The sequence below is a fragment of the Plantibacter elymi (nom. nud.) genome (assembly GCF_900177795.1).
Taxonomy (GTDB): domain Bacteria; phylum Actinomycetota; class Actinomycetes; order Actinomycetales; family Microbacteriaceae; genus Plantibacter; species Plantibacter elymi.
In genome coordinates, this window is record NZ_FXWJ01000003.1 from 193,260 (window position 1) to 212,317 (window position 19,058).

At 70.1% G+C, this 19,058-nt stretch carries 16 protein-coding genes and 1 tRNA gene; 6 read left to right on the forward strand and 11 right to left on the reverse strand.

Features of this window, described 5'->3' with window-relative positions; translation table 11 throughout:
• Positions 1 to 2: 2 nt before the first annotated feature.
• Positions 3 to 974, reverse strand: coding sequence for an NAD-dependent epimerase/dehydratase family protein (locus tag CCK91_RS10410; protein ID WP_133059976.1), 972 nt, complete (start codon positions 972 to 974; stop codon positions 3 to 5).
• Positions 971 to 1,768 (reverse strand): glycosyltransferase family 2 protein, encoded by a 798-nt coding sequence (locus tag CCK91_RS10415; protein ID WP_086473961.1) that lies wholly within the window; start codon positions 1,766 to 1,768, stop codon positions 971 to 973. The genes CCK91_RS10410 and CCK91_RS10415 overlap by 4 nt, the downstream gene beginning before the upstream one ends.
• A gap of 125 nt (positions 1,769 to 1,893) precedes the next feature.
• On the opposite strand from CCK91_RS10415, the gene CCK91_RS10420 reads away from it, so the two are divergent.
• Entirely contained in the window at positions 1,894 to 2,532 is a 639-nt protein-coding gene (locus CCK91_RS10420) for an HAD-IA family hydrolase (protein WP_240044036.1), read from the forward strand.
• 180 nt (positions 2,533 to 2,712) lie between these two features.
• Here CCK91_RS10420 and prmC read toward each other — a convergent pair whose 3' ends face one another.
• The gene (gene prmC, locus CCK91_RS10425; protein WP_242664509.1) at positions 2,713 to 3,618 is read right to left on the reverse strand and encodes a peptide chain release factor N(5)-glutamine methyltransferase; all 906 of its coding nucleotides are present in this window, start codon (positions 3,616 to 3,618) and stop codon (positions 2,713 to 2,715) included.
• Between the two features lie 163 nt (positions 3,619 to 3,781).
• Here prmC and cysK point away from each other — a divergent pair, with 163 nt between their 5' ends.
• The 3 genes from cysK (at position 3,782) to CCK91_RS10440 (ending at position 6,941) form a co-directional block, all read left to right on the forward strand.
• On the forward strand, positions 3,782 to 4,720 hold the full coding sequence (gene cysK / locus CCK91_RS10430) for a cysteine synthase A (protein WP_079707199.1): 939 nt from the start codon (positions 3,782 to 3,784) through the stop codon (positions 4,718 to 4,720).
• A 9-nt stretch (positions 4,721 to 4,729) separates the two neighbouring features.
• Positions 4,730 to 5,296, forward strand: coding sequence for a serine O-acetyltransferase EpsC (gene epsC, locus CCK91_RS10435; RefSeq protein ID WP_079707200.1), 567 nt, complete (start codon positions 4,730 to 4,732; stop codon positions 5,294 to 5,296).
• Between the two features lie 88 nt (positions 5,297 to 5,384).
• Positions 5,385 to 6,941, forward strand: coding sequence for an ABC-F family ATP-binding cassette domain-containing protein (locus CCK91_RS10440; protein WP_086473964.1), 1,557 nt, complete (start codon positions 5,385 to 5,387; stop codon positions 6,939 to 6,941).
• A gap of 65 nt (positions 6,942 to 7,006) precedes the next feature.
• Here the strand turns inward: CCK91_RS10440 and prfA are convergent, their stop codons facing one another.
• From prfA to CCK91_RS10480, 8 genes are all read right to left on the reverse strand, one after another.
• Positions 7,007 to 8,086, reverse strand: a complete 1,080-nt coding sequence (gene prfA / locus CCK91_RS10445) for a peptide chain release factor 1 (RefSeq protein WP_071262434.1) — start codon at positions 8,084 to 8,086, stop codon at positions 7,007 to 7,009.
• 109 nt (positions 8,087 to 8,195) lie between these two features.
• Complete coding sequence (gene rho, locus CCK91_RS10450; protein WP_086473965.1) at positions 8,196 to 10,415, reverse strand: transcription termination factor Rho; 2,220 nt, start codon at positions 10,413 to 10,415, stop codon at positions 8,196 to 8,198.
• Between the two features lie 232 nt (positions 10,416 to 10,647).
• Positions 10,648 to 11,604 carry a homoserine kinase gene (gene thrB / locus CCK91_RS10455; RefSeq protein WP_071262436.1) on the reverse strand — a complete coding sequence of 319 codons (957 nt, stop codon included), beginning with the start codon at positions 11,602 to 11,604 and terminating at the stop codon, positions 10,648 to 10,650.
• Between the two features lie 65 nt (positions 11,605 to 11,669).
• The gene (locus CCK91_RS10460) at positions 11,670 to 12,989 is read right to left on the reverse strand and encodes a homoserine dehydrogenase (protein ID WP_079002763.1); all 1,320 of its coding nucleotides are present in this window, start codon (positions 12,987 to 12,989) and stop codon (positions 11,670 to 11,672) included.
• Entirely contained in the window at positions 12,986 to 14,392 is a 1,407-nt protein-coding gene (gene lysA, locus CCK91_RS10465) for a diaminopimelate decarboxylase (RefSeq protein ID WP_086473966.1), read from the reverse strand. The genes CCK91_RS10460 and lysA overlap by 4 nt, the downstream gene beginning before the upstream one ends.
• A gap of 323 nt (positions 14,393 to 14,715) precedes the next feature.
• On the reverse strand, positions 14,716 to 15,483 hold the full coding sequence (locus CCK91_RS10470; protein ID WP_086473967.1) for an LmeA family phospholipid-binding protein: 768 nt from the start codon (positions 15,481 to 15,483) through the stop codon (positions 14,716 to 14,718).
• 117 nt (positions 15,484 to 15,600) lie between these two features.
• Positions 15,601 to 17,271 (reverse strand): arginine--tRNA ligase, encoded by a 1,671-nt coding sequence (locus CCK91_RS10475; protein ID WP_064295369.1) that lies wholly within the window; start codon positions 17,269 to 17,271, stop codon positions 15,601 to 15,603.
• A gap of 61 nt (positions 17,272 to 17,332) precedes the next feature.
• Positions 17,333 to 18,166, reverse strand: a complete 834-nt coding sequence (locus CCK91_RS10480; RefSeq protein WP_086473968.1) for a transglutaminase-like domain-containing protein — start codon at positions 18,164 to 18,166, stop codon at positions 17,333 to 17,335.
• 90 nt (positions 18,167 to 18,256) lie between these two features.
• Here CCK91_RS10480 and CCK91_RS10485 point away from each other — a divergent pair.
• A tRNA-Arg gene (locus CCK91_RS10485) sits at positions 18,257 to 18,331 on the forward strand.
• A gap of 55 nt (positions 18,332 to 18,386) precedes the next feature.
• Positions 18,387 to 19,055: a 4'-phosphopantetheinyl transferase family protein gene (locus CCK91_RS10490; protein WP_086473969.1), complete on the forward strand. Its 669-nt coding sequence runs from the start codon at positions 18,387 to 18,389 to the stop codon at positions 19,053 to 19,055.
• Positions 19,056 to 19,058: the final 3 nt, after the last annotated feature.

Sequence of the window (19,058 nt, forward strand, 5' to 3'; positions counted from 1 at the left end):
TCCTACCGATCGCCGGCTTCGCGTTGGCTGCGCACGGACTGCGCGTCGGGGCCGGGCGCACCGCGCTCCGCGGCGAGGGCCGCGATCGAGGACCGGAGACCGTCGTCCGTCGCCGTCGGCATGCGCTCGTGCCCGAGTGCGCCGAGCAGTCGGGCACCGGAGACGCGGTAGTCCTCGGTGAGCTTCGCGAGACGCCCGGAGTTGAGCGGCACGGCGGGGACGCGATCGCCGACGGCTGCCGCCAGCCGGACGAGTGCCGGCGGCAGGGCCAGACGACGGACCCGGCGACCGGTGACCTCGGCGATGAGGGTGACGAGGTGCCCCGTCGACACGGGCTCGTCGTCGGCGACGAGGTAGACACCCGTCGTGACGGCGGGCGTGTCGATGATGGTCTCGATCGCCCACGTGAGGTTCTGGATCGACACGAAGCTGCGCTCGTTCCGGAAGGCGTCGAGCGGGTACGGGATGCCGCGGGACAGCAGACCGAACAGGAGGCGCAGGTTGCCCTTGTCCCCCGGCCCGTGCACCATCGTCGGGCGGAGGACGATCGTCCGGCGACCGGCGGGCGGTTCGACGGCGAGCAGGAGCCGCTCGGCCGCGAGCTTCGACTTCCCGTACGGGGTCACCGGGTGGGGCTCGGCGGACTCGTCCAGCACGCCCTCGACCGTCGCCTCGTTCACCGCGGCGACGCTGCTCAGCTGGATGAAGGTGGTGGCGTCCGACGCCAGGAAGGCGACGTACGCGCGTTCGGCGAGGTCGGTGTTGATCCGGCGGTACACCTCGGGAGAGGCGGTGCCGTCGAGGTCGTGCGCCTTCCCGGCGAGGTTCACCACGACGTCGACGTCCGCCGGGAGGGGCTCCCCCGTCCACCCGCGCAACGAGAACGGCACGACCTCGTGGCCGGCCGCCTCGAGGACGGGGACGAGGTTCGTCCCGATGAAGCCGGTCGCACCGGTCACGAGCACGCGGCTCATCGGCCGAGCCACCCCCACGTGCGGAAGTACACGAACGCCCCCTGGATCGAGTACCACATCAGCTTCCGGTTGTGATGCGAGCCCTTCGCGAAGTGGTGGTGGATCGTCGCCCCCGGGTAATAGGCGGTCCGGGACACCTGGAGGAAGCGTCGGGTGAGGTCGGCGTCCTCGATGTACATGAAGATCCGCTCGTCGAAGTAGCCGACGCGGTGCAGGGTCGAGGTCCGCAGGAACATGAAGCAGCCCGACAGGTAGGGCACGTCGAACATCGTCTTGCTGTAATCGTGCGCCGGGTTCTCGTCGATGTCGCGGTACTCGTAGCGGGCCATGCGCTTCGCGACGAGCGGCTTCAGCGGACCGGGCAGGAACCGGCGGGCGAAGAGGTCGAAGACGGAGGGGTTCCGCTTCACCAGGTACTGGAGGGAGCCGTCGGGGTACAGCACCTTCGGCATGACGTGCCCGACCTCGGGGTGCTCGAGCATGAACTCGTGGAGCTCCTCGATCGCCTCCGGCTCGAAGTACACGTCCGGGTTGACCACCATGTGGAACTTCGAACGCCCGAGGACCTTCGCGATGGCGAGGTTGTGGGCGGCGCCGAAGCCTGGGTTCGAGGGGTTGTGCAGGTATTCGACCCGCGGGTCGTCCGCGAGGTCGCGGAGCTCGTCCGTCGGCGAGTTGTCGACGAGGTAGAGCGTCTCGACGAGCGGGCTGCCGAGGGTCGAGTCGATGGCCGCACGCAGCTTGTCGCGATCGTTCCGGTACATGACGATGCAGGCGGTCACAGGACGGTCCACGGTTCACCCTCTCCGGCGGCGGGGACGGCACCGCCGAGGCACGACGGACGTGGGCCCGACGCGCCTGGTCAGTCTACGTGCTGCCCGCGTCCGGTCCTGGGAGTCCGGGGCCGCATACTGGAGTGGTGCCAGAGCGTGTGTTCTTCTTCGACTGCGACAAGACCCTGTACGACTACGACTTCCGGAAACGCCTCCCGGCGCTCTCGCGGTTGACGGGCGTGAGCCAGTACCGGCTCGCGAAGCAGTGGTGGGTCGGTGGCCACGAGGCCGCGGCCAACATCGGCGAGTACCCGACGAGCGACGACTATCTGGCGGTGTTCGCCGAGGTCACCGGGTACCCGCTGTCCCTCGAGGAGTGGCGCGAGGCCCGCGCGGCGGCGATGACCCCGGTTCCCGGCGTCCTGGCCACCCTCGCCCGTGCCGCGACCCTCGGCACGGTCTCCCTGCTGTCGAACAATCCGATCCCGTTCCGGGACTCCTTCGCGCAGCTGGCTCCCGAGGCCGCAGCCCTCCTCGGCGAGAACGACCTCGTGTCCGCCGTCCTCGGAGCGGAGAAGCCCGAGCCCCGTGTCTACACGCGGGCGCTCAGCCGCTACGGCGTCGCACCCGGCCGCACCATGCTCATCGACGACTCCGCGGCGAACTGCGCGGGCGCCGAGGCCGTGGGGATGCACGCGTTCCAGCTGACGAAGGACGCCTCAGGCGCCTTCGACGTCGCGGGACTCGACGCCGCGGTCGACGCCTTCGTGGCGGCCACACCCTGACTCGGCCCACCGGGCGATGCGTCCCACCGGTCCCTGAACCGAACCATCGGTCCCTGAGCCGACCCATCGGTCCCTGAGCTTGTCGAAGGGCGGCGGATCCACGGCTCGGACTCGCCCTTCGACAGGCTCAGGGACCGGAAGAGGGGCCCACGAAGCGGAGAAGCGCGGGCTCGCGACGGGTCAGCGGATCGCGATGGTCGTGCGGTCGCGGGTGGTGAGGTCGCGGTGGGTCGCGGCCGCGTGCCAGCCGTCGGCCGTGAGCAGCTCGCGGATGGCCTGCCCCTGGAGTTCACCGTGCTCGATGATGAGCGTGCCGCCCCGGTGGAGCAGGCGCTGCGCGGTGGCGGACACCTGGCGCACCACGTCGAGGCCGTCCGGTCCGCCGTACAGCGCGGCCGAGGGGTCGTGGAGACGCACTTCGGGATCGCGCGGGATCGCGTCGTCCGGGACGTACGGGGGGTTCGAGATCACGACGTCCACCGCGCCGTCGAGCTCGTGGAAGGCGTCGGCGAGGTGTTCGAAGACGACGGTGGCGTTGTCGGCACCGGACTCGGCGAAGTTCCGTCGCGCCCAGATGAACGCCTCGACCGAGTTCTCGGTCGCGTAGATCGCCGCGTTCGGGACCTCGGTCGCCATCGCCAGGGCGATCGCTCCACTGCCGGTGCCGAGGTCGACGCCGATGGGCCGAGGGATCGGAACGGCTCGGAGCGCGTCGATCGCGAACTGCACGACCGACTCGGTCTCGGGGCGCGGCACGAAGACGCCTGGTCCGACCGCGAGTTCCATCGAACGGAACGCGGCGCGACCCGTGATGTGCTGCAGCGGTTCGCGCGCGGCCCGACGCTCGACCAGTTCGGCGAACACGGTGCGCTCCTCGGCGTCGAGCACGCGACCGGTGATCGCCGCGGCCTGCACGGCACCACGACCGAGGCCGAGCACGTGTCCGAGGAGGAGCTCCGCGTCGACGTCGGGCGACGGCACGGCTGCGCGGGTGAGGATCTCGACGGCGTGTTGGCGCGCGAGTTCGACGGTCGCGGGATGGCCGGCGGACGGATTGTCGGCGGCGGCGGAAGGGGTGCTGGGCATGAGCGAGGTCATCATCTGGGGCGGCCTGGTCGGGTGGGCCGCACCGAGCCTACCCCACCGCCTCGGTGCGGCCTCGGGCCGGCAACCCTCGTCGTCACACGGGACACCGCCGATCGACCAGGTCGTAGGCTGAACCGAGCCCCGTTCGAGGAAGAGGAACACCGTGACCGGCACCGTCTACACCGACATCACCCAGGCCTACGGCCGCACCCCGCTCGTCCGCCTGAACCGCATCGCCGAGGGCGTCGGCGCGACCGTCCTGGCGAAGCTGGAGTTCTACAACCCCGGATCGAGTGTCAAGGACCGCCTGGGCATCGCACTCGTCGATGCGGCGGAGGCCTCGGGCCAGCTGCAGCCCGGAGGGACCATCGTCGAGTCGACGAGCGGGAACACCGGCATCGCGCTCGCCCTCGTGGGAGCCGCGCGCGGCTACCGGGTCATCCTCACGATGCCGGCCTCGATGAGCAAGGAACGCCGGACCCTCCTCCGCGCCTACGGTGCCGAGCTCGTCCTCACCGATCCGACCAAGGGCATGGCGAACGCCGTGCAGGAGGCGCAGCGCATCGTCGCCGAGCACCCCGGCGCCGTCTGGGTCAGGCAGTTCGAGAACGAGGCGAACCCAGCCATCCACCGGCGGACGACCGCACCCGAGATCTGGGAGGACACCGCCGGCACGGTCGACGCGTTCGTCGCGGGCATCGGGACGGGCGGGACGATCACCGGCGTCGGTGGCTGGCTCCGCGAGCACAACCCCGACGTGCAGATCATCGCCGTGGAACCCGCGGACTCCCCGCTGCTCAGCGAGGGTCGCGCCGGTGGACACAAGATCCAGGGCATCGGACCGAACTTCGTGCCCGACATCCTCGACACCTCGTTGTTCAGCGAGATCATCCCGGTCGAGACCGACACGGCCTACGCGACCGCACGACGCCTCGCGACCGACGACGGCATCATCGGCGGCATGTCCTCCGGCGCCGCGGTGTGGGCAGCCCTCGAGGTCGGACGCCGTCCGGAGATGGCCGGCAAGACCATCGTCGTCATCATCCCCGACGCGGGCGAGCGCTACCTGTCGACGACGATGTACGACGACCTGCGCGACTAGGCTCGACGCATGGGAATGCTGTCGCGGGTCCGCGAGGACATCGGTGCCGCACGCGCACACGATCCGGCGGCCCGCGGCACCATCGAGATCGCACTCAGCTACTCCGGCCTGCACGCCGTCTGGGCGTACCGGCTGCACCATCGCCTGTGGCGGCGCGGCTTCCGTACGCTCGCCCGGTTCGGCTCCCAGTTCACCCGGTTCCTGACCGGGATCGAGATCCACCCGGGCGCCCGGATCGGCAGGCGGTTCTTCATCGACCACGGCATGGGCGTCGTCATCGGCGAGACGGCCGAGGTGGGCGACGACGTCATGATCTTCCACGGCGTGACCCTCGGCGGGAAGAGCCGCGGCGTCGGCAAGCGCCACCCGACCATCGGTGACGGCGTCGCCGTCGGGGCCGGCGCGAAGATCCTCGGGCCCATCCTGATCGGGGCGGGCACCATCGTCGGCGCGAACGCCGTCGTCACCAAGGCCTGCCCACCCCGCAGCCTGCTGCTCGGCGTCCCGGCGGTCGAGCGCCCGCGCGGGAGCGGCGCCCACGGCCTCGCGTTGCTCGATCCCGAGTACCACATCTGATCCGCGCGAGGTGAGGCGAGTCGTCGCCCACGCCTCCCCCGGACGACGATCTCACGCATCCCACCCGCATCCCACTCGAGAGGTCCCCATGAGTCTCATCCGCCTGCACGACGTCACCGTCCGGTTCGAGGAGCGCCCGGTGCTCCGCGACGTCTTCTTCCGGCTGGAGCCAGGCGACCGGGTCGGGCTCATCGGCCGGAACGGCTCCGGCAAGTCCACCCTCCTGAAGCTCGCGCTCGACCAGCTCCAGCCGGACTCGGGCACGGTGACCATCGAGGACGGGACCCGGATCGGGTACTTCTCCCAGTTCTCGGAGCTCGACGGCAGCGCCACCATCACCGAGGTCCTCGAAGGACTCTTCGGTCACATCCACGCCATCGAGGCGGAACTCGCATCCATCGACGCCGCGATCGCCGCCGACCCGAACGACCTCGACGGGATGACGAAGCTCATCGAACGGCAGGCCGAGCTCTTCGAGGAGATGGAGCGCCAGGACGGCTGGGACTACCAGCGCCACATCGACACCGCCCTCACCACGCTCGGCTTCGACACCGCGCGCCGTGTGCTCCCCATCGACTCGCTCTCCGGTGGTTGGCGCAACCGGGCGGCGCTCGCGAAGATCCTCCTCGAGCGCCCGGACGTCCTGCTCCTCGACGAGCCGACGAACTTCCTCGACGTCGCCGGGGTCGAGTGGCTCGAATCCTGGTTCGGCTCGTTCCGCGGCGCGGCGGTCGTCGTCTCGCACGACCGGACCTTCCTGGACGCCGTGGTCACGCGCATCGTCGAGGTCGAGAACTTCCACCTCCACGAGTACCCCGGCAGCTTCGACGAGTACGTCGTCCAGAAGCAGTTCCGACTCAAGAGCCTCGAGGCGCAGTTCGTCCATGAGTCCGAGCTGCTCGCTTTCGAGGCCGAGGGCATCTCGGACCGTCGCGAGGCGGCCAAGGCCGCCGGGAAGAAGGACCTCTCCTCGCAGCTGGCGAAGATCAAGAAGGCCAGACCGCCGCGCCCGGTCGACGACATCATCACCGACATCTACGGCGGCCTGCACATCAAGGACACGCTCTGCCGGATCCAGGGGCTCACGAAGGCCTACGGCGACCACACGCTGTTCGATGGACTCGACCTCGAGATCGGCCGCCGGGAACGCATCGTTGTCCACGGGCCGAACGGCGCGGGCAAGTCCACGTTCCTCCGGATCCTCGAGGGCGACGAACGCCCCGACGCCGGTCACGTCACGTGGACCGGTGGGGTCCGATACGCGTCCTACAACCAGATGGTCGACGAGCTGGACCTCACCGACACGGTGGCACACGCCGTCGGCGCCATGCCCGACAGCCTCGCCTTCGCGGCGACGAAGAAGTCGGTGAACCGCTTCCTCGGCATGTTCCAGTTCTCCGACGCCGAGCTCAAGCAGAAGATCGGGATGCTCTCGGGTGGGCAGCGCGCCCGCGTCGCCATGGCCCAGTGCCTGCTCTCCGGAGCGTCGGTGCTCCTCCTCGACGAACCGACGAACCACCTGGACCTCGCGAGCACGCAGGTGATGGAGCGCGCACTCGTGCACTTCCCCGGCGCCATCGTCGTGGTCAGTCACGACCGGTTCTTCGCCGACAAGGTCGCGACGAAGCGACTGCGCATCGGCTGAACGACGAAAGCGCAGTCGTGGTCGTCATCCGAGCGGGATGACGACCACGACTGCGCTCTCGAGTGCTAGTCCTGGTCGCCGATGTCGGCCAGGCGCGCTTCCTCGTCGGCGGTGATCGCCGATTCGATGATCGGCCCGAGCGCGCCGTTCATGACGCCGTCGAGGTTGTACGCCTTGTATCCGGTCCGGTGGTCGGCGATGCGGTTCTCGGGGAAGTTGTAGGTTCGAATGCGCTCGGAGCGGTCCATCGTGCGGATCTGCGTCTTGCGTGCCGCGCTGTCGAGCGCCGCCTGCTCCTCCTGCTGACGCGCGAGGATGCGGGCACGGAGCACGCGCATGCCGGCCTCACGGTTCTGCAGCTGGCTCTTCTCGTTCTGCATCGACACCACGATGCCGGTCGGCAGGTGGGTGATCCGCACCGCGGAGTCCGTGGTGTTGACCGACTGACCGCCGGGGCCGCTCGACCGGTAGACGTCGATCTTCAGGTCGTTCTGACTGATCTCGACCTCCTCCGGCTCATCGACCTCGGGGAAGACGAGGACACCCGTGGTGGAGGTGTGGATGCGGCCCTGGGACTCGGTGGCCGGCACACGCTGCACGCGGTGCACGCCGCCCTCGTACTTGAGGTGCGCCCAGACCCCCTGCGACGGGTCGGTCGCGTTCGACTTGATCGCCACCTGGACGTCCTTGTAGCCGCCGAGGTCGCTCTCGGTGCGTTCGAGGAGCTCGGTCTTCCACCCCTTGGACTCCGCGTAGTGCAGGTACATCCGGAGCAGGTCGGCGGCGAAGAGCGCGCTCTCGGCGCCGCCCTCGCCACCCTTGATCTCCATGATGACGTCGCGGCCGTCGTCGGGGTCGCGCGGGATGAGCAGACGGCGGAGCTTCTCCTGGTTGGTCACCAGCAGCTCCTCGAGCACCGGCACCTCCTCGGCGAACGCCTCGTCCTCCTTGGCGAGTTCCCGAGCGGCGTCGAGGTCCTCCTGCGTCGCCTGCCAGGTGTGGTAGGCCGCGATGATCTTCGACAACTCGGCGTAGCGGCGGTTGATCTTCTTCGACCGCGCGGGGTCGGCGTGGACCGCCGGGTCGGCGAGCTGATCCTGGAGATCCTTGTGCTCGGCGACGAGCGTCTCAACTGATTCGAACATCGTTCTCTTCCTTCATCACCATCATGCGGCACCGGGGGCGAAACGGGACCGACCCCACCCGTTCCCGACGCCGGTGCGGCGCGGGTACGGATGGGGTCGGTCGGGACCGCTAGCGGTGGTTGTTCTCGTGTCCGTGGCTGTGCGAGGTCGGTGCGGGCATCGACTTCTGCATCTGGACGAGGAACTCCACGTTGGACGTGGTCTCCTTCAGCTTGCCGAGGACGACCTCAAGGGCCTGCTGCTGGTCGAGGCCGGCGAGGGCACGACGCAGCTTCCAGGTGACCTTGACCTCGTCGGGGGCGAGCAGCATCTCCTCGCGGCGGGTCGAGGACGCATTGACGTCCACGGCCGGGAAGATCCGCTTGTCGGCGAGCTGGCGCGAGAGCCGGAGCTCCGAGTTGCCGGTGCCCTTGAACTCCTCGAAGATGACCTCGTCCATCTTGGAACCGGTCTCGACGAGCGCGGTCGCGAGGATGGTGAGGGATCCGCCGTTCTCGATGTTGCGAGCGGCACCGAAGAAGCGCTTCGGCGGGTACAGCGCCGCGGCGTCGACACCACCGGAGAGGATCCGACCCGAGGCGGGTGCGGCCAGGTTGTAGGCGCGACCGAGACGCGTGATCGAGTCGAGCAGCACGACGACGTCGTGGCCGAGCTCGACGAGACGCTTGGCGCGCTCGATCGCGAGTTCGGCGACCGTCGTGTGGTCCTCGGCCGGACGGTCGAAGGTGGAGGCGATGACCTCACCCTTCACCGTGCGCTGCATGTCGGTGACCTCTTCGGGACGCTCGTCGACCAGCACGACCATGAGGTGGACCTCAGGGTTGTTGATCGAGATCGCGTTGGCGATCTGCTGCAGGACGATGGTCTTCCCGGCCTTCGGCGGGGCGACGATCAGGCCGCGCTGGCCCTTGCCGATCGGTGCGACGAGGTCGATGATGCGCTGCGTGAGCTTCGTCTGCTCCGTCTCGAGCCGGAGGCGCTCCTGCGGGTACAGCGGGGTCAGCTTGCCGAACTCGACGCGGGCGCCGGCCTCGTCGACGGACAGGCCGTTGACGGAGTCGACCTTGACGATCGCGTTGTACTTCTGGCGGCTGCTGCTGTCGTTGTCGCGCGGCTGACGGATGGCTCCGACGACGGCGTCGCCCTTGCGCAGGTGGTACTTCTTCACCTGGCCGAGCGAGACGTAGACGTCGTTGGTGCCCGGGAGGTAGCCGGAGGTGCGCACGAAGGCGTAGTTGTCGAGGACGTCGAGGATGCCGGCGACCGGGATGAGGACGTCGTCCTCGGCGATCTCGGGCTCGACGTCGTCGTTCTGCACGGATCCGCGACGCTTGCGGTCGCGGTAGCGGCTGCGGCCGCCACGACCCTCGGACTCGTCGCCCGGTGCGCCCTGGTTGCCCTGACCGCCCTGGTTGCCGCGGTTCTGCCCCTGCTGCTCCTGCTTGGCGTCGGCCTTCTGGCCGGCGTCGGCGTTCTGGCCACCGTTGTTCTGGTTGCCGTTGTTCTGGCCACCGTTGTTCTGGTTGCGGCCTCGGCCACGACCGCGACGTCCGCCGGACGACTGGCCGTCCTGCTGCTCGCCGTCCTGGGTGTCATCGGCGTCCGTGTTGGCGGCGTCGTCGTTCGAGTCCTGCTCGGAGGCGTTCTGTGCGGCGCGGTTCTGCTCGCCGCCGGCCTGCTCGCCGGTACCCTGCTCAGCCGTGTTCTGCTCGGCGTCGTCGGCGTTGCGGTCGCGATCGCGTCCGCGACCACGGCGGTTGCCGCGCGAACGCCTCGGCGTCTGCTCGGGGGTCGTCTCGTCGGCGCTCTGCGATGCAGCGGTCGCGGCGGCGTCATCGGACTGCTCGGCGGGAGCCGCTTCGACGGGAGCGGACGGTGCCTCGGCCTCGACCGCGGCGGGTGCGGCAGCCGGCGCAGCCGGAGCCTCGACGACGGGGGCGCCGACGATCGGGGTCGCGTTCGGGGCGACGGTGGCCGTCGTGGCCCGGCGGGACTTGCGTCGCGCCGGCGGAGCCGCCTTCTCGGCACCGAAGGCCTGGTCGAGAGCGAGGTCGAGCTCGGGCAGCTTGGACTGCACCGGTGCCTCCGGCGCGACTTCGAGCGCGGAGACCGACTCGATCACGTCGGCGGTCTCGGTGGCCGCGGCGTCGGTGTCGGTGTCGGTGCTGTTCTGGATGTTCTGGATGGCTTCGACCAGCTCGCCCTTGCGGAGCTTGGAGGCTCCGGCCACTCCGAGAGCAGCGGCGAGACGCTGCAGGTCGGCGACCTTGAGCGTCTTCGGGTCGGCATCCAGCGAGACGCCTGAGGCGCCTTCGTTGACGTCTGTCACGTGTGTCTTCCTTCCCTTGCGTCGAGACAGAGCTGTCTCGCGCAGGCGGCGATCGCACCGGAATCCTGTGCGGCGGGTGGGTGATGTTCACACGACGCAGAGCCTGTGCGGATAGCCCGGTGCGACGACCCGGCGGAGCGCAGCTCAGCAGGATGGAAACACGGTGGGACCCGAACAGACGCGATCAATTGGTGCGAAAGCGATGATTGTGCGGAATTGCCCCGGAAGCCGGTTACGCCGAAGAGGCGGGGTGGGCCGGGTGCCCTCCCACTGTAGCACCCTTGAAGTCGACCGCGAGCATGAGCGACTGCCACGGGGTGGTGGCGTGCTCGGCGACCAGCGCGGTGGCTTCGAGGCGTCGTCCGGGATCGTCCGCGAGGACGAGGATCGACGGGCCGGCGCCGGACACGACGGCGGCGAAGCCGTGCTCACGCAACAGCGTGATGAGGGTGTTCGTCTCGGGCATCGCGGCGGCGCGGTAGCTCTGGTGGAGGCGGTCCTCGGTGGCTGCGAGCAGGAGCTCGGGGCTCTGCGTGAGGGCGGCGACGAGGAGCGCCGAACGGGACACGTTGAACGCCGCGTCGGCGTGCGGCACGTTGGCGGGCTGGAGGCTGCGGGCGAGTTCCGTGGACATCGTGTGCTCGGGGACGAGCACGAGCGGCGAGACCCCGCGGTGCACGATGAGCTTCTTGTGCTGCGGGCCGTCGTCCGTCGTCCACGCGATCGTCAGGCCGCCGAACAGCGCCGGAGCGACGTTGTCGGGGTGACCTTCCATCTCCGTCGCGAGCCGGAGGAGGTCGTCCGGACCGAGCTCGACCCGACCCTCGAGGAGCCCCTTCGCCGCCATGATGCCGGAGACGATCGCGGCGCCCGAGGAACCGAGGCCGCGGCCGTGCGGGATGACGTTCCGCGCGACGACGTCGAGACCGGGGAGGTCGTGGCCGTAGGCACGCAGGGCGTGTGCGATCGCGGTGATCACGAGGTTGGACGCGTCGGTCGGCACCTCGCCGGCGCCGACACCGATGACCTCCACGAACACGCCCGGCTCCTCGCGGACCGTGACGGTCAGCTCGTCGTACAGGGCGAGCGCCAGACCGAGCGTGTCGAAGCCGGGGCCGAGGTTGGCGGTGGTCGCCGGCACCTTCACGGTGACGGTGCGTCCGATCGCAAGCGGTTCGGTGTGACTCATAGGGATGCCTGCAATCTGGTGAGAGGTCGTCGAGTGACGCGGTCGGTGGTCGTGCGGTTCGGCACCTACTCGGCTCCTTCGACCCGGAGCACGGACACGACCCGCTCGACGTGGGCGTTCGAGGCGAGCTGCTCGACGGTGGCCGCGAGGGCCGATTCGAGCGCCCGGTGGGTGCCGATGACCAGGGTAGCGGTCGACAGCGTCCCGTCCGAGGATGCCACGGACTGCTGGAAGGTCTCGACCGAGACGCCGCCGTCGCTGAGGATCCCCGCGACCGCGGCGAGCACGCCGGGTTCGTCGGCGACCTCGAGGGTGACCTGGTACCGCGTCGTGACGCGGCCGATCTCGAGGACCGGCAGGTCGGCGTGCGTGGACTCACCGACACCGGGGCCACCGGCGACGTGACGACGGGCGGCTGAGACGAGGTCGCCGAGCACCGCTGAGGCGGTCTCCTTGCCGCCGGCGCCGGCGCCGTAGAACATCAGGGAACCGGCGTTCTCGGCCTCCACGAAGACGGCGTTGTTCCCGCCGTGCACCGCGGCCAGCGGGTGCTCCCGACCGATGAGCGCCGGGTAGACGCGGGCGGACAGGCCCTCCTCGCCGGTGGTCTCGTCGACGATCCGCTCCGCGATCGCGAGCAGCTTGATGACATAGCCCTCGCTGCGTGCGAGGTCGACCTGCGCCTTCGTGATCCCGGTGATGCCCTCACGGTGGACGGCCTCGACGGGGACGGTGGTGTGGAAGGCGAGACTCGCCAGGATGGTCGCCTTCTGCGCCGCGTCGTACCCCTCGACGTCGAGGGTCGGGTCGGCCTCGAGGTACCCGAGCTCGCTCGCGACGGCTGCCGCGTCCTCCATCGTGTCGCCGAAGCGGTCCATCCGGTCGAGCATGTAGTTCGTGCTGCCGTTGACGATGCCGAGCACCCGGTTGATGCGGTCGCCTGCGAGGCTCTCCCGCAGGGGCCGGATGATCGGGATCGCCGCGGCGACGGCCGCCTCGTAGTACAGCTGGGCGCCGACCTGCTCAGCGGCGTCGAACAGTTCAGGGCCGTGCGTCGCGAGCAGCGCCTTGTTGGCGGTGACGATGTCGGCACCGGCGTTGATGGCCTGCAGGATGTGGCTGCGCGCCGGCTCGATGCCGCCGATGAGTTCGATCACGATGTCGGCGCTCAGGATGAGCTGCTCGGCATCGGTCGTGTACAGCTCCTTCGGCAGGTCGACGTCGCGAGGTGCGTCGACGTCGCGCACGGCGATGCCGATGAGCTCGAGGCTCGCTCCGGCGCGGGACGCCAGTTCGTCGGCGTGCTCGAGCAGCAGACGCGCCACCTGCGAGCCCACCGATCCGGCGCCCAGCAGGGCGACCTTCAGTCCGCGGTATTCGATCATTCCGTGTCCAATCCCGCATCGCGGCTGAGGAGGTCGTGCTCGGTCTCGCCCCGCACGATGACGCGGGCCGCGCCACCCGACACGGCGACGACGGCCGGGCGACCGAGGTAGTTGTAGTTGCTCGCGAGGGACCAGCAGTAGGCCCCGGTCGCGGGGACGACCAGGAGGTCGCCGTCGCGGACGTCCGCCGGCAGGTAGTCGGCGTTCACGACGATGTCGCCCGACTCGCAGTGCTTGCCGGCGATCCGGACGAGCGCGGGGGACGCGTCGCTCACGCGATCGGCGATCCGGACCGTGTAGTCCGCGCCGTACAGCGACGGCCGGGCGTTGTCGCTCATTCCACCGTCGACGCTGACGTAGCGTCGGACGGCCGTCTCACCCTCGTCGTTCCAGGCGACCACGACGTCCTTGATCGTGCCGACCTCGTAGAGCGTGATGCCGGCGCCGCCGATGATCGCGCGTCCCGGTTCGAAGGCGAGCTTCGGGATCCGGACGCCGTGGAGGTCTGCCGCAGCCTGGACACCGGCGAGGATGTCCGCCGCGAGCCGCTCGATCGGCGTCGGGTCGTCGGCGCTGGTGTAGGCGATGCCGAAGCCGCCACCGAGGTTGAGCTCGGGCACGGGGCCGCCCTCGAGCAGGCGCGCGTGCACGGCGAGCAGGCGGGCGGCGGATTCGGCGAACCCGTCGGACCCGAAGATCTGCGAGCCGATGTGACAGTGGAGTCCGAGGAAGTCGAGCGAGGCGTGCGACCGGATGCGCGCGACGGCGTCGGCGGCGTCCTCGAGCGGCAGGCCGAACTTCTGGTCCTCGTGGGCGGTCGCGAGGTACTCGTGCGTGTGGGCGTGGACGCCGCTGTTCACGCGCAGGCGCACCGACTGGACCCGGCCGGCGCGCTCGGCCGCTGCGGCGACGCGGTCGATCTCGGTGAGGCTGTCGAGCACGATGGCACCGATCCCGACGCCCACGGCTCGCTCGATCTCCGCGACCGACTTGTTGTTGCCGTGGAAGCCCAGCTGGGCCGGATCGGTTCCGGCGGCGAGTGCGACGGCGAGCTCTCCGCCGCTGCAGATGTCGATGCGGAGGCCCTCCGCCGTCATCCACCGCGCGACCTCGACCGAGAGGAACGCCTTCCCCGCGTAGTAGACGGCGACACTCGTGCCGCGGGCGGCCGCCTCGCGCTCGAATGCCTCCCTCAGCGTGCGGGCGCGGGCACGCGCATCGTCCTCGTCGACGACGTAGAGCGGCGTGCCGAAGCGCTCCTGGAGCGTGCGGACGTCGACGCCGCCGAGCTGCAGGCGGCCGTCGGCGTCGCGGGCGGCCGAGGCCGGCCACACGGCCGGATCGAGCGCGTTCGGATCGACGGGCTCGGCGAGCCAGTCGGGGGCGAGGGGGTTTCTGGCCACGGGGGTGTCCTGAGTCCTGTTGAGCGGAAAAGGAGGTTCTCGTTGGGCGAGCGGACCCGGTTTGGCCCCTGAAGCACCGATTTGTAGAGCACCGAAGAAGGTGGATGCGTACGGCCCGGTGGTTGGTGATCCCGGTCGTCCGCATCCATCGTCGCTCGGTTGGAACGACTGAGGTGGAACACGGGCCCGAGGGCCCGACGGCACACCTCACCGCCCGGTCGGAGCAGTGGGTGTGTGGAAAGTCTAGCGAGACGCGCGTGCCCGTGCAGCATCGTGACGTCGGGTGGCCCGCGCCCCTCCGCCGCCGGGTGGAGGGAGGAGCGTCAGTCGCAGCTGCCGAGCGTCTGCAGCGACGCCTCGTCGAGGCGGAGCGTCGTCGACGTCAGGGTGGCGGTCGCCGCCTCCGGCGTCACCGCGAGTCCGTCGAGGTCGACCCCCTCCGGCAGGTACTGGGCGACGCAGATGCTCGGCGGGTCGCCCTGCAGGAACCCGGTCACGAGCGCCCGAAGGTCGATCACACCGAGGAGGCCGGTGTCGACGTTCACGGACGTCGGCATGAGGTTCACGCGGTCGGCCGTGGTGGTCGGCGCCACGGAGAAGTCGTACGGGATCGTGAACCCGAGGACGGTCGCCTCACCCGCGTACCCGATCTCGTCGTCGCCGAGGGTGAGCGTTCCCGGGAGCCCGGCCGTCTTTGCGAGGTCCGCCGCTCCGGCAGCATCGATCCTGATGGTCGCCACCACCCGACCGATGGTCTGCTCCGGGTCGAGGGGGACCCGGTCGGCACTGACGCGGAGGTCCAGCGGGATGCCGTCGACGCTCGCGTCCGGTGCACGCAGGTCGACGTGCTCGAACGTTCCGGTGAGGTACTGGGCGATGACCGAGGCACCGCCGATCGACACGGCTACGTCCGCGTCGACGTTGTCGGGCAGGCTCTGCTCGATCTGCGTCGCGACGCGCTCCTCGGCGACGCCGCGCACGATCGTGTCGGCGATCAGGAAGGCGCCGACCAGGACGACGAGCACCCCGACGACGATGACGATCGGAAGCCACGGACGCCTGCGCTTGCCCGACGGTTGCTGCTCACTCATGTTCCGAGGGTAGCGAACCACCGTCTCCGTGGACGCGCCGGCGGGAGGACGGCGCGAGCGCAGGACCGTTCCCGAGGAACCGTCCTGCGCTCGCGCGGATCTCCTGCTGCGGGGAAGCTACATGCGCTCCGGCGCGGAGACGCCGAGGAGCGCCAGCCCGTTGCGGATGACGGTGCCGGTCGCGTCGTTCAGCCAGAGGCGCGTGCGGTGCAGGTCGGTGACCGGCTCCTCCCCCATCGGGACGACCCGGCAGCTGTCGTACCACTTGTGGTACAGGCTCGCGGTCTCCTCCAGGTGTCGGGCCACACGGTGCGGCTCGCGCAGCTGTGCGGCCTGCGCGACGATCCGCGGGAACTCCTGGAGGACGCCGAGGAGCGCCGACTCCGTCTCGTGGACGAGCAGCTCCGGTGCGAAGGCGCTACGGTCGACCCCGGCGGATGCGGCGTTCCGCGCCACCGAGTTCGTGCGGGCGTGTGCGTACTGGACGTAGAAGACGGGGTTGTCGTTCGTCCGGCTGCGGAGCTGCTCCGGGTCGAGGGCCAACGGCGAATCGGCCGGGTAGCGACCGAGCGAGTACCGCAGGGCGTCGGTCCCGATCCAGGCCTGCAGGTCGTCCAGCTCGATGATGTTGCCGGCCCGCTTGGAGAGTCGGGCGCCGTTCACGCTCACGAGCTGCCCGATGAGCACCTCGATGTCGCGGTCCGGGTCGTCTCCGGCCGCGCCCGCGAGGGCCTTCAGCCGGTGGACGTACCCGTGGTGGTCGGCGCCGAGCAGGTAGATCTTGTGCTGGAAGCCGCGGTCGCCCTTGTTCAGGTAGTACGCCGCGTCGGCGGCGAAGTAGGTGTAGACGCCGTTGGAGCGACGGATGACGCGGTTCTTGTCGTCGCCGAAGTCCGTCGTGCGCACCCAGACGGCGCCCTCCTCGTCGAACACGTGCCCCTGCTCGCGCAGCCGGTCCACGGCCTGGTCGATGAGGCTCGTGCCGTCCTCGCCCGTCGCGTGCAGCGTGCGCTCGCTGAACCAGACGTCGAAATGGACGTTGAAGCGCTCGAGCGACGCACGGATCTCGCCGAGCTGCAGGGCGTAGGCGCGCTCCCGCGCAACCTCGCGGGCGTCCGGACGCTCGAGGAGGTCGGGGATCTCGGCCAGCACGGTCTTCGCGAGGTCGCCGATGTACGCCCCGGGATAGCCGCCCTCAGGCGTCGGCTCCCCCTTGGCCGCGGCGAGGATCGAGTCCGCGAAGGTGTCCATCTGGTTGCCGGCGTCGTTGATGTAGTACTCGCTGACGAGCGTCGCGCCGGACGCGCTGAGGACGCGAGCCAGGGAGTCGCCGAGCGCGGCCCAGCGCGTGTGGCCGATGTGGAGCGGGCCGGTCGGGTTGGCCGAGACGAACTCGATGTTGATGGTCTGACCGGCGAGGCTGTCGTTGCGACCGAACGCGTCGCCGGCGTCGACGATCACCTTCGCGAGCGCACCCGCGGCAGCGGCGTCGAGGCGCACGTTGATGAACCCGGGTCCGGCGACCTCGACCGAGGCGACGCCGTCGACCTGCACGAGCGCGTCGGCGAACTCCTGCGCGAGCTCGCGTGGGTTCGCGCCCACCCGCTTCGCGAGCTTCATCGCGATGTTGCACGCCCAGTCACCGTGATCGCGGTTCTTCGGGCGCTCCAGCACCACGTCGTCCACCGACACCGCGACCTCGTCGGTGATACCCGCCGCCTCGCGTCGTCGTTCGACGATCGGAACGACGATGGCGTGCAGGGCGGAGGCGAGGTCTTCAGGAGTCACGAGGAGCGATTCTACCCGGGCGCGTCGCGCCGGCGACACGGTGGGTCCTCGGGGGCGACCGTCAGGCGAGCACGACCGCCTGCGCAGGGTCGTCGGCGGGCAGGACGTCGATCAGGGCGTCGATCCGCATGTCCTCGACGGTCACGTTGCCGTGGTGGTTGCTCAACCAGGCCACGTCCGCGGCGTCGCGTCCGGTGGCGATGCGGACGAGCGACTGGCGCGGTGCCAGGCCCGTCGCGTCGACCACGTGCCAGGCGCCGTCGACGAAGCCCTCGGCCACCGCGTGGAAGTCCATGGGGACGAGACCCGGGGCGTAGACCGCAGCGTACCGGGCCGGGATGTCGAGCGCCCGCAGCATCGCGATGGTCAGGTGCGCGAAGTCCCGGCACACGCCACGGCCCGCGGCCAGGGTCGACACCGCACTGTCCGACACGGTCGTGGAGCCGGAGACGTAGGAGAGGTGTCGTCCGACCCAGGCGGCCACCCATGGCAGCACCTGCAGACCGCCGGACACCGTGCCGTCCTCGTGCAGGCGACGGTGCTCGAGCAGGTAGCCGAGCTCGGAACGCGCGAGCGAGAACAGCGCGTCCGACTCGCAGTACCGGCTGGGACGGAGATAGGTCACGGTCTCCAAGGCGTCCACGGGACGCGGCACGGCCTGCCCGACCACCACCGCCTCGTAGTCGACCTGCAACCGGCCTGGCTCGGCGATGACGCGGTGGAGTCGCGTGTCGTCCGGACCCACGATCTCGGTGACGGCGCACGGGCCGTCCGAGGAGTGCACCTGCAGTCGCTCGCTCGCCAGCGGGGTGCCGCCGGCTGCAGCGATGGAGAAGATGAGGTCGGCTCGATCGTGCACCCGCAGATCGAGCGACGCGGTCAGGGTGCGCTGCATGCCCTCATTGTTCCATGTGATGAACGACGCGGATCCCGCACGCCTCCGGTACCGGCGTGGGTCCCGACTCTGGTAGCTTGGAGACGTTCCGCCTTCGTAGCTCAGCGGAAGAGCGCTTCCCTCCGGAGGAAGAAGTCGCTGGTTCGAATCCAGTCGAGGGCACCATCACCATCTCGCGAGGTCCTACTTCGCATCGCTCCGACTCCGGGACGCGGGGGCCATGCACCGAGCCGATCGCCTCCCGCAGCCGACGGTCCGCTTCCTGCGCTGGGCCAGTGCCGCTGAGCTCGACCTCGTCGGCACGGCGGCCCGGCTGGACGCACCAGCCCGTCAACGCCTCGACGCCTCGCCAGAATCGGCGGCCCGCCGGTTCCTGTTCGGTCGCGCACTGCTCGTGCGCACCGTCGCGGAGACGATCGGCACCGACCCCGAGCGGATCGAGGTCACGGCGGTCTGCCCCGACTGCGGGCTGGCGCACGGACGACCACGGGTGCGCACGGGTGGCCGGACCATCCACGTGAGCCTCTCCCACACCGCCGACGCCTCCGCTGTGGCGGTGTCGATCGAGCACCCCGTCGGTGTCGACGTCGAACGGCTCGACGCGGCCCGGTTCGCCGGCGTCGAGGACGTCGCCCTCACCCCCGCGGAACGGGAGCGGTGGCAGCGACTGCCGGACCGACGACGCCTCCGGGCGCTCGCCGAGCGCTGGACGGCGAAGGAGGCCGTGACGAAGGCTCTCGGTACAGGCCTCACGACCGATCCCGCGACGATCGACCTCGGGCAGGATGCCGCACCACACGTCACCGAGACCGCGGGCCACCGCTTCGTCATCGACCACCCGGAGCCCGCGCCGGGATTCGTCGTCACGACGGCCCTCCTCCTCCCCTGACCC

What these genes read in the sequence shown, in the direction of transcription:
- CCK91_RS10410 (WP_133059976.1), bottom strand. Translation starts at nt 974, where the DNA reads ATGAGCCGCGTGCTCGTGACCGGTGCGACCGGCTTCATCGGGACGAAC.
- prmC (WP_242664509.1), bottom strand. Translation starts at nt 3,618, where the DNA reads ATGCCCAGCACCCCTTCCGCCGCCGCCGACAATCCGTCCGCCGGCCAT.
- epsC (WP_079707200.1), top strand. Translation starts at nt 4,730, where the DNA reads ATGGGAATGCTGTCGCGGGTCCGCGAGGACATCGGTGCCGCACGCGCA.
- CCK91_RS10440 (WP_086473964.1), top strand. Translation starts at nt 5,385, where the DNA reads ATGAGTCTCATCCGCCTGCACGACGTCACCGTCCGGTTCGAGGAGCGC.
- prfA (WP_071262434.1), bottom strand. Translation starts at nt 8,086, where the DNA reads ATGTTCGAATCAGTTGAGACGCTCGTCGCCGAGCACAAGGATCTCCAG.
- thrB (WP_071262436.1), bottom strand. Translation starts at nt 11,604, where the DNA reads ATGAGTCACACCGAACCGCTTGCGATCGGACGCACCGTCACCGTGAAG.
- CCK91_RS10460 (WP_079002763.1), bottom strand. Translation starts at nt 12,989, where the DNA reads ATGATCGAATACCGCGGACTGAAGGTCGCCCTGCTGGGCGCCGGATCG.
- CCK91_RS10470 (WP_086473967.1), bottom strand. Translation starts at nt 15,483, where the DNA reads ATGAGTGAGCAGCAACCGTCGGGCAAGCGCAGGCGTCCGTGGCTTCCG.
- CCK91_RS10480 (WP_086473968.1), bottom strand. Translation starts at nt 18,166, where the DNA reads ATGCAGCGCACCCTGACCGCGTCGCTCGATCTGCGGGTGCACGATCGA.
- CCK91_RS10490 (WP_086473969.1), top strand. Translation starts at nt 18,387, where the DNA reads ATGCACCGAGCCGATCGCCTCCCGCAGCCGACGGTCCGCTTCCTGCGC.